This is a genomic window from Kitasatospora sp. NPDC087315 (assembly GCF_044744345.1).
GTDB lineage: Bacteria > Actinomycetota > Actinomycetes > Streptomycetales > Streptomycetaceae > Kitasatospora.
Genome location: NZ_JBIUYD010000032.1, coordinates 27,001 through 42,189, shown reverse-complemented (window position 1 = coordinate 42,189; position 15,189 = coordinate 27,001). Strand labels below are relative to the sequence as shown.

General features: G+C 72.5%; 17 protein-coding genes. 13 read left to right on the top strand and 4 right to left on the bottom strand.

All coding sequences use genetic code 11. The features are described 5' to 3' along the window. Positions 1-277: 277 nt before the first annotated feature. The 4 genes from ACIO5D_RS33900 to ACIO5D_RS33885 all read right to left on the bottom strand — a co-directional run bounded on the left by ACIO5D_RS33900 (position 278) and on the right by ACIO5D_RS33885 (position 4,838). Entirely contained in the window at positions 278-1,132 is an 855-nt protein-coding gene (locus ACIO5D_RS33900) for a DUF1932 domain-containing protein (RefSeq protein ID WP_400799882.1), read from the bottom strand. Further along, positions 1,129-2,334 (bottom strand): HAD-IA family hydrolase, encoded by a 1,206-nt coding sequence (locus tag ACIO5D_RS33895; RefSeq protein WP_400799879.1) that lies wholly within the window; start codon positions 2,332-2,334, stop codon positions 1,129-1,131. The genes ACIO5D_RS33900 and ACIO5D_RS33895 overlap by 4 nt, the downstream gene beginning before the upstream one ends. Then, positions 2,334-3,380: an AAA family ATPase gene (locus tag ACIO5D_RS33890; protein WP_400799876.1), complete on the bottom strand. Its 1,047-nt coding sequence runs from the start codon at positions 3,378-3,380 to the stop codon at positions 2,334-2,336. Before ACIO5D_RS33890 ends, ACIO5D_RS33895 begins: the two co-directional genes overlap by 1 nt. A gap of 147 nt (positions 3,381-3,527) precedes the next feature. Next, positions 3,528-4,838 (bottom strand): GNAT family N-acetyltransferase, encoded by a 1,311-nt coding sequence (locus ACIO5D_RS33885; RefSeq protein ID WP_400799874.1) that lies wholly within the window; start codon positions 4,836-4,838, stop codon positions 3,528-3,530. Positions 4,839-5,199: 361 nt separating this feature from the next. On the opposite strand from ACIO5D_RS33885, the gene ACIO5D_RS33880 reads away from it, so the two are divergent. The 13 genes from ACIO5D_RS33880 (at position 5,200) to ACIO5D_RS33820 (ending at position 15,109) form a co-directional block, all read left to right on the top strand. Next, positions 5,200-5,748 (top strand): hypothetical protein, encoded by a 549-nt coding sequence (locus tag ACIO5D_RS33880; protein WP_400799871.1) that lies wholly within the window; start codon positions 5,200-5,202, stop codon positions 5,746-5,748. A 173-nt stretch (positions 5,749-5,921) separates the two neighbouring features. Further along, the gene (locus ACIO5D_RS33875) at positions 5,922-6,347 is read left to right on the top strand and encodes a hypothetical protein (RefSeq protein ID WP_400799869.1); all 426 of its coding nucleotides are present in this window, start codon (positions 5,922-5,924) and stop codon (positions 6,345-6,347) included. Positions 6,348-6,349: 2 nt separating this feature from the next. Beyond that, positions 6,350-6,490 carry a hypothetical protein gene (locus ACIO5D_RS33870; RefSeq protein WP_400799866.1) on the top strand — a complete coding sequence of 47 codons (141 nt, stop codon included), beginning with the start codon at positions 6,350-6,352 and terminating at the stop codon, positions 6,488-6,490. A 289-nt stretch (positions 6,491-6,779) separates the two neighbouring features. After that, the gene (locus tag ACIO5D_RS33865; RefSeq protein ID WP_400799863.1) at positions 6,780-7,214 is read left to right on the top strand and encodes a hypothetical protein; all 435 of its coding nucleotides are present in this window, start codon (positions 6,780-6,782) and stop codon (positions 7,212-7,214) included. Positions 7,215-7,246: 32 nt separating this feature from the next. Continuing rightward, on the top strand, positions 7,247-7,501 hold the full coding sequence (locus tag ACIO5D_RS33860) for a WhiB family transcriptional regulator (protein WP_400799860.1): 255 nt from the start codon (positions 7,247-7,249) through the stop codon (positions 7,499-7,501). Positions 7,502-7,561: 60 nt separating this feature from the next. Next, a complete protein-coding gene (locus tag ACIO5D_RS33855) occupies positions 7,562-7,792 on the top strand; it encodes a hypothetical protein (RefSeq protein WP_400799857.1) in 231 nt (76 codons plus the stop codon). Positions 7,793-7,832: 40 nt separating this feature from the next. After that, positions 7,833-8,093: a hypothetical protein gene (locus tag ACIO5D_RS33850; protein ID WP_400799855.1), complete on the top strand. Its 261-nt coding sequence runs from the start codon at positions 7,833-7,835 to the stop codon at positions 8,091-8,093. 112 nt (positions 8,094-8,205) lie between these two features. Next, entirely contained in the window at positions 8,206-8,724 is a 519-nt protein-coding gene (locus tag ACIO5D_RS33845) for a hypothetical protein (protein WP_400799852.1), read from the top strand. Between the two features lie 133 nt (positions 8,725-8,857). Then, positions 8,858-10,948 carry a hypothetical protein gene (locus ACIO5D_RS33840; RefSeq protein WP_400799850.1) on the top strand — a complete coding sequence of 697 codons (2,091 nt, stop codon included), beginning with the start codon at positions 8,858-8,860 and terminating at the stop codon, positions 10,946-10,948. A gap of 272 nt (positions 10,949-11,220) precedes the next feature. Further along, positions 11,221-11,799: a hypothetical protein gene (locus ACIO5D_RS33835; RefSeq protein ID WP_400799848.1), complete on the top strand. Its 579-nt coding sequence runs from the start codon at positions 11,221-11,223 to the stop codon at positions 11,797-11,799. Then, complete coding sequence (locus ACIO5D_RS33830) at positions 11,799-12,005, top strand: hypothetical protein (RefSeq protein WP_400799845.1); 207 nt, start codon at positions 11,799-11,801, stop codon at positions 12,003-12,005. Before ACIO5D_RS33835 ends, ACIO5D_RS33830 begins: the two co-directional genes overlap by 1 nt. A gap of 123 nt (positions 12,006-12,128) precedes the next feature. Then, positions 12,129-14,687: a hypothetical protein gene (locus ACIO5D_RS33825; RefSeq protein WP_400799842.1), complete on the top strand. Its 2,559-nt coding sequence runs from the start codon at positions 12,129-12,131 to the stop codon at positions 14,685-14,687. A gap of 14 nt (positions 14,688-14,701) precedes the next feature. Then, positions 14,702-15,109, top strand: a complete 408-nt coding sequence (locus tag ACIO5D_RS33820; RefSeq protein ID WP_400799840.1) for a conjugal transfer protein TraB — start codon at positions 14,702-14,704, stop codon at positions 15,107-15,109. Positions 15,110-15,189: the final 80 nt, after the last annotated feature.

Sequence of the window (15,189 nt, the reverse complement as noted above, 5' to 3'; positions counted from 1 at the left end):
CCGGTCGCCTCTACGGCGGGGTGCCGCGTGTGTGCTTGGTGGCGGGTACGGGTACCCTGCATCACGTCACCACCTTCCGCGTGGTCGACCGGGACGGGCCCCCGGCAGAGGGCGCCGATCCACTCTGATGCCGTCCGGACTTGCTCAAGGTCCGGGCGGCAAAGTTCATTTTGGATCACTGACGGGGCAAGCCTACCCCTGTGGACAACTCGGAGAGTAGCGGCGGACACACCGTGTCGACCTGACACCCCAACGATCCGACGGCCCGACAAACCCTTCATCGGACGGACCCCCTCAGCGTCTCCAGGGCGTCCTCCACCGAGATACCGCCGTTGTCTTTCGCATCCGTCCAATACCGGAGCGTGCCAGCGACCGCGCGCATCACCTCGTCCGGGAGGCCCGCAGCGCGCAGCGTGTCGGCGGCCTCCTCCAGCTCGGGTGCCCATCTCCACGCCCTCGACGCGGTCTTGGAGATGTAGTCGGTCTCGACCAGGTAGCTGCCCTGCCGCGCGCCGGCGACATCCAGCAGCGCCTGGCCGACGCCGTGGTGCTGGCCCAGGGCGTACGCGAGCGCGGCCAACACCCGGCTCGCCTTCTGGTACGTGCTGTACGCCACCTTGAGCCCGCTGGCTTGACCGATCTCCTCGCCCAGGACAGGCGTCAACACCGAGGTGTCAGCGAAGATCCTGGCGACCAGACTGGTCGCGTCAGCCGGGCCGGACAGGAACAGCCGGGTGGTCTTGCCACCGACCGGCGGCGACCCAATCACCGCGCCGTCGACGACCGCGCGAGCACTGTGCCCCACAAGGCCGGCGATCCGTTCGGCCCGTTCCGGGCTGATTGCGTTGCCTTCGACGTAGACCCCGGTGAAGCCGTGCTCGGCAACATCGTGGGCGACGTCCTCGGCAACGGCCGGCGGGCACAGGCTCAGCACGACCTCGGCGCGCTGGAGCAGCTCGTGAGGTTCGGCCACTGGCTCCAGCCCGGCCCGCGCGGCACGCTGCACGGTTGCGGCGCTGCGCCCGGCCGGGCACCACAAGACCTGGACTCCGGCCGACGCCGCGCAGGCTGCGACGGCCGCGCCCATGCTGCCCGGATGCAGCACTGCGAGGACAGGTTGAGTCGTCGTCACCGCGCACCTCCCACAACGTGAGCGAAGGCCTCAATAGCGGTCCGCGCGATGAAGTCCGGCTCCGCGCCGCCCGGCCAGTCCCGGCCGTGCGAGATCCAGATGGTGCGTAGTCCGGCGTTCCGGCCGCCGACGATGTCGAGGTCGGCGTTGTCGCCGATCATCCACCCCCCCTGGGAGAGGTTCCGACCGACGCTGGCGGCCGCGGCTTCGAAGATCCCGTGCCCCGGTTTCCGGACGCCGATCTCTTCGGAGATGCACACGGCGTCGACCACGTCGGAGATACCGGAGGCCCTCAGCTTGGCGTGCTGAATCTGGGCGCCGCCGTTGGTGACGACGACGACCTGGTGGCCAGCGTCCCGTACGGCGGTCAGCGCTTCCACCACACCGGGGAACGGCTTCACCGACGCGGCGAGCTCCGGCTCGTACCGCGCCCAGAGCTCGGCGGCTGACTCCAGCAGGCCGAGCTCCGAGCGCAGGCTCTCGAACGTACTCAGGTCGGTTCGGATACACATAGCGTCGAGCATCCGCTCCTTGACCTCTGGCGCCAGGCCATGACCGGAGCAGTAACCAGATACCCAGGCCGACACTGCCGAGAGTCGGTCGATCAGGGTGTCGTCGAAGTCGACCATCAACAGACGCCGGCCACGCGATGCAAGCGCCTGGACGATCTGTTCGGCGGCCTGCCCGGAGGGGACGGTGTCGGTCCGGATCACGAGGTCGAAGCGGAACCCAGGGTTGGCGTCGAGGTCTGCCTGGGTCGCCTCCCAGGCCGCCAGACGCGCCGGGGTGTCCCCGTCGCCGCGCCCTGCCGACCGGTCGGCGGTCACCTCCCGGGGGCACCACAGCAGGACACTCAGCCACTCGGCCTGGTAGCCGTCCAGCAGCGCGCGGACCCCGTCGACCTGCCCAAGATGCACCACTGGTACTCCGGCCTCGAAGGCCGCGTCCAGTCCCGGTTGGTCGACGACGTAGGTGTTGCCGTACCGCGAGTTCGCGTAGACGACGTCGCCCGTCGCCTCCAGCTTCGCCAACTGCTCTGTGGTGCCCATCCGGTAGCTGGCCGCCTTGCCTGCGCCCACCTTCAGCCGCTCGAACTGCCGGTAGCGCTGGTCGTGCTGCGCCAGCGCCGCGGTGACGGTGTCCTTACCGGAGGCGGGCGGCCCGTACAGGAGCACGCCAGCTCGCCTGGTCTGGTCGCTCATCAGCCCACCATCCCCAGCGCCAGGCGCGCCCGGTCCGCGAGGGAGACCGCAGTGCCGTACCGGTTGTCCACGACCAGGTGCGGTACGACCGGGCGCAGCTTCATGTCCAGGCTGGCCACGTAGTCCGCCCAGTTCTGCAGTTTCCAGGTGTCTCGCGCGGCCGACCTCTGCCCGATGTACTCCCTCATCGAGTCGGTGTCGCACTGCACCCACACGGGAGCGACCTTCACCCCGCGCGCCGCGCACCGATTCTCCAGCCGTCGCATCCACGCCTCATCGACCATCTCCGCGATGAACGGCGCGGTCAGCACCGTGCTGATCCCGCAGTCGATGTTGGCGTACGCGGCCTTCAACAGGCACTCGTACTCCAGCGGCCGGACCCGCGACCGGTACAGGTCCGACTGCCGGTCGTTGGGCTCCGAGCCCAGCTCCACCAAGAGCGCCTCGACCAACGCCCGCGACATCGGGTCCTTGTCCAGCAGCGGCCACCCGGTCAGCTCGGACAGGAACCGCGCGAGCTCCGTCTTCCCGGTTCCGGCGTATCCACCGACCAGTACGAGCGTCGGTGCGTTCGTGTCACCCCCGGTGTGGCGGCGCTTCCAGGCATCCATCACCCGCTGCTGGAAGCCGATCGCGTCGACGCCGGCCGCGCCGGGAGCCAGATGCATCAGCGCCCGCTCAACCGCGAGGACATGGCCCCCGTTGTGCTTGTGATCCATCGGGGTCAGCGAGAACGTCGCCTCCTCCTCACCCGGCAGCGGGTCACGAAAGCCCAACTGGACATCCGTCGCGCGGTAGAGCAGCGCATACGCGCGCCGATAGTGAGGACCGGGATAGACCTCGCCCAGCTCGTGCTGGCTGATGGTCTGCGGATTCCCGGCCGGCACGCCCTTGAGTTTGGCCTGCTCCGCAACCTTGCGCAGCTGCTCACCAGCCTGCTCTTGGGTCAGCCCGTGTGCTTCCCGCTGCTCACGCAGCTTGTACGGCTGCCAGCCCGGGTGCTCCAGTTTCTTTCCCACGTCCCCCACCACCTCTGTCATCGCCATGTCTCGGACCCTATGGGCGGCCCGTCAAAACCCGTGTGTAGCCAGATGTTGAATCACGTTGAGAAAAGCTGTAGCTCTGCGTGATTCTCCGTCAGGTCCCCGGCCGCTGTGATGGACCTCATCATCAGCCGCGCTAGTAAGGGGGGATCAATGAGCGGGCTTCGCCGTCAGTTTCGGCCCGACGTTGCGGGTGTGGCCAGCAGGCCGCTGGAACAAGGCGCCACTGCCCCGGCCTGCCACGTCGACGGTGCGGACGTGGGTGAATCCGCGGTTGCTGTAGTAGGCCTGGAGGTCGGTGTTGTCGCGCCACGCGTCAAGTCGGAGCCACTGCTTGCCCTGCTCGGCGGCTCGGGTGCTGGCCCAGTCGAGCAGCGCCGAGCCGAGCTCCAGGCCGCTGACGTCACGGCGAACGACCATGCGGTGCACGTACAGAGCGGAACTGGCGACTTCCTCCGGGCTCCAGAAGTCGGGGTCGGCGTGGTCATCCACGGTGACGGTCGCCACCGGTGCGCCCTCGTCCTCCACGACCCAGCACTCGCCTGCGGCGATGTTCTCCGCAATGCGCTCGGCCCGTGGGGGGTACTGCCACTGCTCCGTGCCACGTTCGGCCAGCCAGGCGGCCGCGTGGCCCCACAAGTTCACCACCGTCTCCAGATCGTTCTCGGTGGCCATCCGGATGATCGGAGCGCTGCTCAACTTCGGCTTGCTCCGTTCGTAGGTGATGACGTGCCGGTCGCCCGGGAGAACGTTGACGACGACGCGGATGGGCTGGCCTTCCTCGGTGTAGCCGGTGCAGAGGTGAACACCCACGGGCGTGCCGGGGCCGAGCTGGAGTCGGTCGGACTCGTCCGGGGTCGGCATCCGCACCTGGATCTCGTCCAGCGCCCGGACCTGCTCGTACCCCAGCTCCGCCAGCACGACGTTCGCGCCGCGGGGGATGTCGTCGGGGTTCATGATCTCGCTGCCCTGCACCAGGTGCAGAGGGAAGTGGCTGTCGTTGGTGTGGTACGGGACACCGTCGATGGAGCGGACGCGTCGGCGAACCGCCACCAACTCGCCTTCATCAAGCTGCAGCCGGCTCCGAACCTCCGAGGACGGGACCACCACGCTCACCTCGATGTGCTGACCGGCCTCGCGGCCCTCCTGCGCCATCTGGTTGAGGAAGGAGTCCATCTCCGGGGACAGGGGCCTCTTCATGAACTCTGCCTGGGGCCGGTAGACCATCGGTCGGCGGCTGCGGACGAAGTAGCCGCGGGGACGGTCGGAGATGATGAGGCCCTCGTTCACCAGGACCCGCAGCCCCTGCACGGCCGTCGAGCGGGTGGTGTTCCACTCGGCTGCGATCTCCGCTTCTGTAGGCAGCCGCGTGCCGGGCCCGAGGGTTCCGTCGGCGATCTGGGAGCGGATTTTGTCCGCGATGCGCTGGTAGAGGGCCCTTGCCCTACTGCTGACTGCCATGACAGATGTCTACCTCTCTCGCAATGACTAGTCAATATAGCCGATGCGCTTGACGGGGCGTCGCAGGCCGTGCATGCTTCATTGCAGCGGGCAATGACTAGTCAATCTAGATCGACTAGTTTCTGCCCTCTAAGTCGTAAAACAGCGGTTGTCAGCCGTCTTCGGGCGGTGGCGGGTCCAGGGGTGATGCTCTAGCTCCCCCAAGTGCCGGACGGCTGTACCTCATAGCAACACCGAACGACCTTTGAGCAGCGTGCTGCGCTGCCTGTCCGCCAGGACACCGGCCATCGGCCGGGCCTGGCGGGCGGAGAGAGCAGCAGCCTCTCCCCCTCTCCCCCTCGACCGTCCCGGGAGGATCCCGATGTCGACCCGCACCCGCTCCCGCCGCACCTATGGCCTCAAGCCCCTCAAGCTCAGCCAGCTCAACCCGGCCAACATCGACATGGCGCGAGCGTCGATCGTCTGCCCGGACTGCGACACCTGGCGCCGCGTCGTCGGGACGACCGACCTCAAGGTGATCACCCACGAGCGCGGCACGACCGGCAACTGTCCCGGCGGCCACCGCAAGGTCGAGGTCGACCTGACGCCGGATCGGTGGCTCGCCCGCCTGCGCCGCCAGGAACTCGACGCCCTGTCGGCCGAGACGCGCCGAGCGGCCACCCAGCACTACAAGCCGCTGCCCGCACCGGCCGGCCCGGTGCACCTGATGGCCACCGCCCGGCCGGCGGCCGACGAACCCACGGCCAGCGAGCGCAACGCGCAGGCCCGGCAGCGCACGGTGCTGTGGAAGGAGGTGGCGAAGGTCGTCGAGGAGACCGACGCCGAGCGCGCCGCACCGCTGGTGGACTCGATCGGTCCGATCCGCGGCATCGAGGCCCCGAGGATGACGCTGCACCCCACCGCCGCCTGACCCGGCATCAGCACGAACAACCACGGCCGCCGCCCACCCCGAGCACGACGGGGTGGGCGGCGGCCGTGGCTGCTCGTACGCAGCACAGAGCAGCAAGAAGGCCCCGGGGGTCCAGCCCCGGGGCCTTGTTCGGCCGTCCCAACCCACCGCAGTAGACGAGAGGAACCCCGACCGTGACCACCATCATGGCACCCACCGCCCCCGACCTCGAGGACCTCTACACCCGCTACTCCGGCCGGCTCCTCGCCGCCGCGACCGAGCGTCTCGCCGCGATCAGCCCGGCCGCGATCGACCTGGACGAGGACATCACCCAGGAAGTGTGGCTGGCCGTCGCCGCCGGCCACTACCCCACCGGCCGCCACGGCCTGGACGGCCTGATCGCCCTGCTCGACAGCGCGGTCCGCAAGGTCCGCGCCGTCCGGGCCCGCGAGCACACGGCCGGCATCGCCCACCCCGCCCGCCGCACCGCCACCCCCGTCGACCTCGACGCGCTCGCCGAGACCACCCCCGTCGTGCCCGCCCCCGCCCGCCCCCTCCGCCCGGCGGTCTCCAGCCACGCGTTCGCCGGCCTCCTCGGCACGCTCCCCCTGGCCGGCTGACCGTGGACGCCCAGGCCGCAGCCGAGCTGCAGCGCCAGATCCAGGACCAGCTGGCCCGCCTGGAAGCGCAGGCCATCGCCGAACGACAGCTCGCCGAGCAGCTGCGCCAGCAGCAGACCGCCAGCCAGGGAGGCGCCCAGTGACCACCACCGACCTCGCCGTCTGCCGCGCGTACGCCAACGGCGCCGGCACCCCCGCCCCCACCCCGCCCGCTCCCCCGGCCCCGCCGAAGGGCCGCCGGTGAGCGCCGAAGACGACGCCTGGACCCGCCAGCAGATGGACGAACTCCTGCGCCGCGCACGCGAGATGCACCAGCGCGCCCAGGCCCAGAAGCAGAAGTGACACCGCACCCCTCGCCCGTTGCGCCCCCGGACCGGACCCCGGCCCTGGGGCGCAGCGGCGCCCCGCGAACTTCCCGGCCGGAGGCCATTCATGAAGCACCGCGCTCGTACCGCTACTCCCGCCCGCCGCGCGTACTACGACGCCGCCGGCTACCGGCGGTGGGTCGCCCGCCAGATCGGCCCGCGCCGCGTCGGCGGGCTCTACCGCACCAGCCCCTTCGACCCCGTCTACGAGGTCCTGGCCGTCGACCCGGGCCCGCGCGCCGAGTGGCCGACCTGGCAGATCACCGTGCGCACCCTCGGCGAGACCAGGATCCGCACGCACTGCACCGCCTGGGAGGGCGAGGTCGTCGCCGAGCCCGGCGAGCAGGCCCTCCAGTTCTGGGCCGAGCACACCCTGGCCCGCCCGGCCGAGGGCGGCGCGCTCCTGGAGCAGCGCCACGTTCTGGACGAGGCCGCCCACCCCGGCACCGTCGCCGCGCTCCACGAGCTCGCGCGCACCGCCCGCTCCCCCCAGGCCGCCTGAGCACACCACCACACGAGAAGAAGGAGAAGCGCATGGACTGGCGTCACCGCGCGGTGTGCCGCGAAGAGGACCCGGAGCTGTTCTTCCCGATCGGGAACACCGGTCCTGCTCTGCTGCAGATCGAGGAGGCCAAGGCCGTGTGTCGGCGCTGCCCGGTCATCGAGCTGTGCCTGGAGTGGGCCCTGGAGACCGGCCAGGACGCCGGCGTCTGGGGCGGTATGAGCGAGTACGAGCGTCGCGCGATGAAGCGCCGCGCCGCCCGCAACCGCGCCCGCGCCGACGGCTGAACCCGGCGTAAGCAGCCCCGTGGTTGCCCTGATCCCCCGGCCGTCCGGCCTGCACCCCTGGTGCGGCACCGGACGGCCGGGGGTGATGGGGAGCGCCGGGACCGCCCCGGCCTCCGCACAGGAGGCGGCGTCCTGGTCCAGGCCAGCACCGTCGGCAACTACACCGCCGGCGACCAGACCTTCGGAGACCGCATCACCTTCAACGGTGCTGGCGGCACCTACGTGCAGGCCGGTGAGCAGCCCGTCGAGATCCACCACACATTCGGCGACCGCCCCGGCCGCGAGCGCTGACACCCCCCGCACGACCCCCTCCGACCACAGGAGCAGCCCGATGTCCCAGATCACCGCCTCCGCCCAGCCCCCCACCGCCGCTACGCAGTCGCAGGGCACCCACCACTACGTCATGACCCTTCAGAAGCCGCTGCCGCACGGCGGCGGCTACATGGTCTCCACGTCCTCCGGCACCTGCTCGCCGACCGGGATGACCCGTCACGACCTCTACACGTGGCTGATCGGCGAGATGGTCCGCCAGAGCCCGCAGCTGGCCGGCGCCTCGACCCTCTTCTTCGACCTCCAGCCCAACCGGATCTGACCGCCTCGGTTGCTGTCGTTCGCCGCCGCCCCGTACCCGGGCTCCACCGGGTGCGGGGCGGCGGTGTTCGACGGTGCCCGACGCACCGGTTCCACGATCACGAGGAGACCCTGTGTTCCGTCTGATCCGCACCGCCACCTGGACCGAGACCCGGCGCCGTCTGCTCGACACCGAGTGCGAGCTGGAGGCGGCCGTCACCATCCTCGCCGCCCAGGCCGCCGGCTGGGAGCCGCCGCAGCCGCCGGTCGACGGCGACCTGGCCGCCGTCCTGCGGCACGTCGACACCGGCGTGCGCGACGAGGCCGAGATGCACGCGGCCGACTACGCCGAGAAGCACCTCGACCAGGAGAACACGCTGGGCCTGGCGCTGGCCGAGCGCTGGACCGGCTACCCGGACGGCAGCGCCGTCCACTACCTCGGCGACGGCCGGTGGCTGCACTACCACCCCGGCCGCACCAAGCTCCGCACCAGCCGGTCCCACTACTTCGCCGAGCCCGAGCGGATCTGCCTGCTCGACAGCCACAGCAGCAGCCGGGACCTGAGCCCGGTGGCTAGCCTGCCCGCCCTGCTGGAGCTGCTCGGCGCCCACTACATCGACTACCGCGCCCCGCGCGTGGGCCAGCCGGCCTGACGCCGCGACCCGAGCACATCGGTTGCTGTCGTTCGCCGCCGTCCCGCGCCCAGCACCACCAGGCGCGGGCGCGGCGCCGTTCGACGGTGCCCGACGCACCAGCCCCCGCGCCCCTATATAAGGAGGAGCCCTCGTGGCCGCCCGCACCCGTACCCCCGCCCGCCGCACCACCGCGGCCAAACCCACCACCACTCCGCCGCCGACGAAGACCGCCCCGGCCGACACCACCGTGCCCGCTCCCCGCGACCCGGCCACCGACCAGGCCGCCGCCCTGCTGGCCTTGGCCCGCACCGACGCCGAGCAGCTGCGCACCGCCGCGCAGGCCGACGCCGACCAGCTGCTCGCCGAGGCCCGCCAGAAGGTGGCCGACGCCGAGCAGCACGCCGAGGACGTCCGGACCGAGGCCGGCACCGTCCTGGCCGCCGCCGAGCAGCAGGCGCGGGCCAGGTCCGCCGAGCTGGAGGACCGGCTGACCGCCGCCCGCGACGAGCTCGCCGACGCCGTCAAGCAGCGCACCGCCGCCGAGCAGCACGTCGCCAGGCTCCAGTCGCTGACCGAGCAGCAGATCGCGGCGGCCGAGGACACGGTGGCCCGGGCCCGCACCATCGCCGACGGCGACCTCGCCGCGGCCGAGCAGACCGTCGCCCGCCGCCGCCAGGCCGCTGAGAAGCTCCAGTCCGAGGCGGAGGCCGAGGGCGAGCGGATCGTCGGCGCGGCCCGGGACCGGGCGCGGCAGATCATCGCCGACGCCGAGCGGGTCAAGGAGCAGGCGCGGGCGGAGGCCGAGCAGGTCGCCGAGCACGCCGAGTACCTGGTCGCCGAGGCCAAGAAGCAGGCGGCCGACTTGGTGGCCGCGGCCGAGCAGGACGCCGAGGCCCGGCGCGAGTTGGCGGCCAAGGCGCGCGAGGAGGCCGAGGCCGACGCGAAGCAGATGCGCGGCCAGGCCCGGGCGGCGGTCGACGCCGCCGAGGAGGAGGCGGCGCAGCTGCTGGACCGGGCGAGGGAACAGGCGGACGGGCTGCTGGCGGCCGCCGGGGCGGAGGCTGAGCAGCGCGAGCAGGAGGCGGCTGAGACGTTGTGTGCCGTCCAGGGGCAGGCGGAGGAGGCGGTCGCCGAGGTGAGGGCGCGGGCGGAGGCGACGGCGTCCGGGCTGATTCGCAAGGCGGAGGACGCCGCGGCCGAACGGCTGGCCGATGCCGAGGGGCAGGCCCGGCAGTTGGTCGGCGACGCCGAGGACCGGGTGCGCGAGGTACTCGGTTCCGGTGCCCGGCAGCAGGTCGACGCGCAGGCCCGGCTGGCGGCGATCCGTGAGGAGGCCGAGCAGGCCGAGGCCCTGGTCGCCAAGACCCGGGTCCGCCAGGTGTTCGTCGATACCTGGGGGCCGCGCGTCGCGCTCGCCGCGACGATCGTCCTCACCGCCAGCGGCGAGTTCGCGCTCGCCCGGATGTCGGGCTGGCCCGCGGAGGTCGCCTGGGCGCTGCCCCTGTCGATCGACGTCTACGTCGTCCAGTCGTTCCGCCGGCACAAGGACGTGCTCGGCGCGATCCTCCTGATGGTCGGCGCGAACGCCGTCTACCACCTGGCGGCAGCCGGCCTGGTCGGCGTGCACACCGATGGCCCCGACAAGGGCAAGCCGCTGTGGTGGCTCATTGTGACGGTCGCGGCCATCGCGCCGTGGGTGATGTGGCGCCTGCACCGCATCACCTCCGACGGTGAGACCGAGCACGGCGAGGGCGGGACCGACCCCGGTGAGACCGAAACCACCGAGGACGACGGTGAGACCGACGACTCCGTGTACGGCAGTCTCAGCGACGACCTCGCAGCACTGTCACCTGAGACGGGCACCGACCCGCACGGTGCGCGAGACCCGCGTGAGATCGAGTCCGGCCCCGGTGAGACCGGCGGCCGTGAGACCGGCCGCCCGATGCGACTGGTTGAGACCGGCGGTGGCGAGTGTGAGACCGGCAGGTCAGAGCGTGAGACCGACGGTGAGGCCGGATCGGGCAACGCGCTCGCCAAGCGCGGCGGTGAGACCAGGAAGCGCGCCTCCGCCCAGGACGCCGAGATCGAGGGCGAGATCACCGCGCTGCTCAGTCTCATGCACCGCCGGGGCGGCGCGGACAAGGTCTCACTGGATGACGCCGAGGAGGTCATTGGCAAGAGCCGGGCGACGGCCGCGCGGCGCCTTGAGACCGCGCGGGGCCGCTACCGCAAGACCGGCTGAGACCGGCCCGCCCGCCGACGCTCCGACAGGGCGCGTGGCGGCGGCCCAGCATCACCGAAGCAGTGACAGAGAGCAACCAAAGCAGTCGGTCTCTCCGGTGGCCACCAGGGCGCAGCTATCGCCCTGGTGACCGCCGAAGGCGCCGAAGCGCCGAGCATCACCGTAGCGACCCGGCCGTCCGGCCGGAGCCCGGGTCCGCGAGACCACCACATCACACCAGGTCAGGGGGCTGCTGCCGCCTGGCCGCATGCTCTCGAAGGGGGAGCCAAACCATGGACATCAACAAGCTGTTCACCGAGCCCGGAATGCGGGCCTTCACCGCGGAACAGCGCGACGCGCACCGCGACGACGCCCTGCACTACGGGCAGATGGCGGCGATCGTGCGAAGCCGCCTGGAGCAGACCCAGATCCCGGGCGACAAGCCGCTGTCCGCGCGGCTGCGGGCCCGCAAGGTCGCCCGCCACATCAAGACGATGGAGCGGGCGTCGGCGCAGGCCGCGGCTGCCGCCGAGGCCCTGTACGCCACCTACGTCAACCAGGTCCTGGAACTCCCGGCCCGCCGTCAGGGAGCCGAGAGCCGCAAGCTGGAGCGGAAGGCGCAGCGGGCCCAGCGGAAGCAGGTGGCGGCCGGTCAGACCGCCGGCTGGGCGGCGAAGTCGCTGCACAAGTCGGCCGCGCAGCTCGGCGGCCAGGCCGCCGGGGAGGCCGGCGGGCCGACCGGGCAGGGGGCCGGGGTGGACGCTCCGGTGTACCTGCCGCCGCAGCCGGCGCCGTTCGCGGCCGCGCCCGCGGCCGAGCCGAAGCCGGCCCCGTCGATCGCCGAGTTCTTCCTCAAGAAGGAGGCCCAGTGATGGCCGTGACATCCCGCCGGGCGCAGAACCAGGCCAAGCACTGGAACGGCAAACAGGCCGACGCGCAGACGTCGGCGGACCGCGCGTCGGTGTGGTTCGACGCCTGCCGCTCGGTCGCCCATCGAGCCGAGCGGGAGGGCCGCCCGGAGGTCTGGACGCAGCTGCAGCACACCCTGCACGACTTCTTCAGCCGTCACTCCGGGTGATGTTCATCTTCATCTTCACCCCGGCCGGAAAGCCGCTCCCGGGGGCCCGACACGCGCGCACGACGTGCGCGCGCGAGGCTCCCAAATCCGTGACTGTCTGTCAACCCTGAAAGGAGGTGTGCCGTGGCCGACAACGACGACGACAACGTGATCCACTTCCCCCGCACCGGGTTCGCTCCGGCCCCGCCCCCGCCCCCTAACCGGCCCCCCGCCGGGCCGGATCCCGACCCCGGGTCCGACCCCGTGGAGCCGTCCGGACCGCCTCGCCGACGGTCCCCGTGGGAGGTGCTGGCGGGCCTGTCCACCCCCGAGCCGCCGATGCCGGTGGTGACCGATTCGGTCCCCGTCGCCCCGGTTCCCGGGCACGTGCCGGCGGCGTTCCGCTCCGAGGCCGCCCCGGCCCCGGAGACCGGGGCGGCGCCGGGACTGGGCGCCCTGTCCGCGGCCGCCGTCCTGGCTTCCGCCGTCGCGGCGCTGCGCGGTATCCACTCCGCCGTCACCGCCTGGCGGGCCAACCGCGAGCAGCGCCAGGCCGTGCGCGACGCCGCTCGTGCCGCCGGGGCCGAGTCGGGCAACGGGCGGGACGGGAGGGGTGTCCAGCCCTCGCACGAGTGGGGCCGCCAGACGCTCAACCGCTCCGGCGGCTCCGGCTCCTCCGGCGGTGGTTCCGGCGGTACGAAGGGCTCGGGCTCGTTGGGTGGTTTCGGCGGCCAGTCGAAGGGGAGCGGCAACTCCGGCTCCGGCGGCTCCGGTGGTTCCGGCTCCGGCGGCACGAAGGGCTCGGACTCGTCGGGTGGTTCGGGCGGTGGCCCCAAGGGTCCCGGTGGTTTCGGCGGCCAGTCGAAGGGGAGCGGCAACTCCGGCTCCGGCGGCTCCGGTGGTTCCGGCTCCGGCGGCACGAAGGGCTCCGGTGGCTCGGGCGGCGGTACGAAGGGCTCCGGTGGTTCCGGCTCGGGCGGCACGAAGGGCTCCGGCGGCTCCGGTGGTTCCGGCTCCGGCGGCACGAAGGGCTCGGACTCGTCGGGTGGTTCGGGCGGTGGCCCCAAGGGTCCCGGTGGTTTCGGCGGCCAGTCGAAGGGGAGCGGCAACTCCGGCTCCGGCGGCTCCGGTGGTTCCGGCTCCGGCGGCACGAAGGGCTCCGGTGGCTCGGGCGGCGGTACGAAGGGCTCCGGTGGTTCCGGCTCGGGCGGCACGAAGGGCTCCGGCGGCTCCGGTGGTTCCGGCGGTGGCGGCAACTCCGGCTCCGGCGGCACGAAGGGCCCGGGCCCGTCCGGCGGTTCGGGCGGTACGAAGGGCTCCGGCGGTTCCGGCCCGGGCGGCACGAAGGGCCCGGGCCCGTCCGGCGGCGGTTCCGGCGGTACGAAGGGCTCCGGCGGTTCCGGGGCGCCGCAGCCCGGCCGGTGGGGACCGGGAGCGGTCCGCCGCCCCTCGCAGGGCGGTGGACCGGGCACCAAGAAGGGCCGGAAGAAGGGCCGGAAGAACGGCCGGAAGAACGGCCCGGACGGCCCGGTGAAGGGGCCCGCCGGCACACCCGGTCCCCAAGGCGTGCTGCGCAAAGGGAAGAACCGGCGGGTGCCCGGGGCACTGCACGGCACCCTCAAGGGCTACCAGGAGGACGGGTGCACCTGCCGCCGCTGCCTGCGGGCGGGCCGCAGGGCCTACCGCCAGGCGAACCCGCAGGAGAGCAACGGGACGTTCTGGGGGTCGATCGCCGAAACCGCCGAGGAGCGGCTGAGGCGGCGCCGGGCGAACCACCGCCCGGCGTGGCGGGCGGGTGTCCGCATGAAGAAGAGGAAGGGCAAGGGCCGCAAGGGCCCGGGAACCGGGGCCGGTTCGGCGAATGCCGCCGGGTCGGCCGGCGGCCGCTGGGAGAAGGAACGGGAGCGGGCCCGGAAACGCTACGGCGGCGGGTCCACCGCCGGCACGGCCACCGGCACGGGCACCCGCTCCGGCGGGACGCGGCGCACGGTGTGGGAGTCGGCCGGGATGGCGGCCTCCGCGGAGGAGGTCATCGTCGAGCGCGTCGACCGGCCCGGCGACGCCGCCCGCTCCCGCCGCCGCGCCGCCTCCGCCCCGGCACAGGGCCTGCCCGCCCGGGGGCCGGCCGCGCTCGGCCCGGCGCCGACCCCGCACACCGCCCGCCCCGGCACGAGGCGCCCGACCCCGATGCCGGGCGCCCCCGCTACCCCGCAGCCCGCTCCCCCGCGGCCCGCCGCCCCGGCGGGAGCAACAACGAAGGGACGAACCAACGTGTCACTGCCGCAGTCCCGCGGTTCCCAGGTGCCGGGCATGGACGCCCGGCACTCCACCGAAATCACGTTCAACGAGGTCCTCAACGTCCTCGGGATCCTCACCAGCGAGGGATTCGCCGCGCACGACCAGTGCGTGGTCCTGGCGGGCAAGGCCCGCCAGATCCGCCGCGCGCTGGAGCAGTTGGCGACCGAGCTGGCCGTGCAGCACAACGTCATCGGCGACATCACGCAGCGCGCGATGACGAAGCTGGCCGAGCAGATGGACGTCCTGGCCCGCAAGGCGGAGGAGATGCAGGCCGAGTCGCTGGCCGCCGCCGAGTCGGCCGACACCGCCGAGAACTCCATCCGCGACGCCTACGACCCCTACCTGAAGGCCACCATCGACGCCGGCCTCGCGGTGCCCAGCGCCCGCATCCACAACGAGGGCTGAAAGGACACCAGCCGATGAGCGACATCACCCCGCACCTCTCCGGCACCGAAGGCGGCGGCGGAGCGAACTTCGTCCAGCTGGCCGCGCGCACCGTGCGCCTGGCCTCCGCCGCCCTGGCACTCAGGCACGAGATGGCCAAACTCCAGCGGCACATGGAGCGCAACTCCACGACCTCGATGAGGGTCGCGGAACTGGCCGGCCAGGCCGAGATCGACCCGACCCACACCGCGATGATCCAGGAGGTCGGCCGGGCCTACCGCCAGGTGGCCGCGGCCTCCGGCGAACTGGCCCGCACCGCCGACCAGGTCGAACAGGCGTCGAGGGAGTTCCGCGACGCCCATGACGCCCAGTACCGCGGCCTCTACGAGACCAACCAGTCCAGCGCCTACCGCCAGCCCAAGCCCGGATTCTTCCGCCGCTGACCGCAGCACCCCATCCCCACCGCCGGCCGTGGCCGCGCCCGAACCCCTCGGGCGCGGCCACGGCCGCTCCGCGACCACCA

Excerpts from the sequence above, each read along its gene's own strand:
- ACIO5D_RS33895 (WP_400799879.1), bottom strand. The coding sequence starts at position 2,334 with ATGAGCGACCAGACCAGGCGAGCTGGCGTGCTCCTGTACGGGCCGCCC.
- ACIO5D_RS33890 (WP_400799876.1), bottom strand. The coding sequence starts at position 3,380 with ATGGCGATGACAGAGGTGGTGGGGGACGTGGGAAAGAAACTGGAGCAC.
- ACIO5D_RS33885 (WP_400799874.1), bottom strand. The coding sequence starts at position 4,838 with ATGGCAGTCAGCAGTAGGGCAAGGGCCCTCTACCAGCGCATCGCGGAC.
- ACIO5D_RS33880 (WP_400799871.1), top strand. The coding sequence starts at position 5,200 with ATGTCGACCCGCACCCGCTCCCGCCGCACCTATGGCCTCAAGCCCCTC.
- ACIO5D_RS33865 (WP_400799863.1), top strand. The coding sequence starts at position 6,780 with ATGAAGCACCGCGCTCGTACCGCTACTCCCGCCCGCCGCGCGTACTAC.
- ACIO5D_RS33860 (WP_400799860.1), top strand. The coding sequence starts at position 7,247 with ATGGACTGGCGTCACCGCGCGGTGTGCCGCGAAGAGGACCCGGAGCTG.
- ACIO5D_RS33850 (WP_400799855.1), top strand. The coding sequence starts at position 7,833 with ATGTCCCAGATCACCGCCTCCGCCCAGCCCCCCACCGCCGCTACGCAG.
- ACIO5D_RS33835 (WP_400799848.1), top strand. The coding sequence starts at position 11,221 with ATGGACATCAACAAGCTGTTCACCGAGCCCGGAATGCGGGCCTTCACC.
- ACIO5D_RS33830 (WP_400799845.1), top strand. The coding sequence starts at position 11,799 with ATGGCCGTGACATCCCGCCGGGCGCAGAACCAGGCCAAGCACTGGAAC.
- ACIO5D_RS33820 (WP_400799840.1), top strand. The coding sequence starts at position 14,702 with ATGAGCGACATCACCCCGCACCTCTCCGGCACCGAAGGCGGCGGCGGA.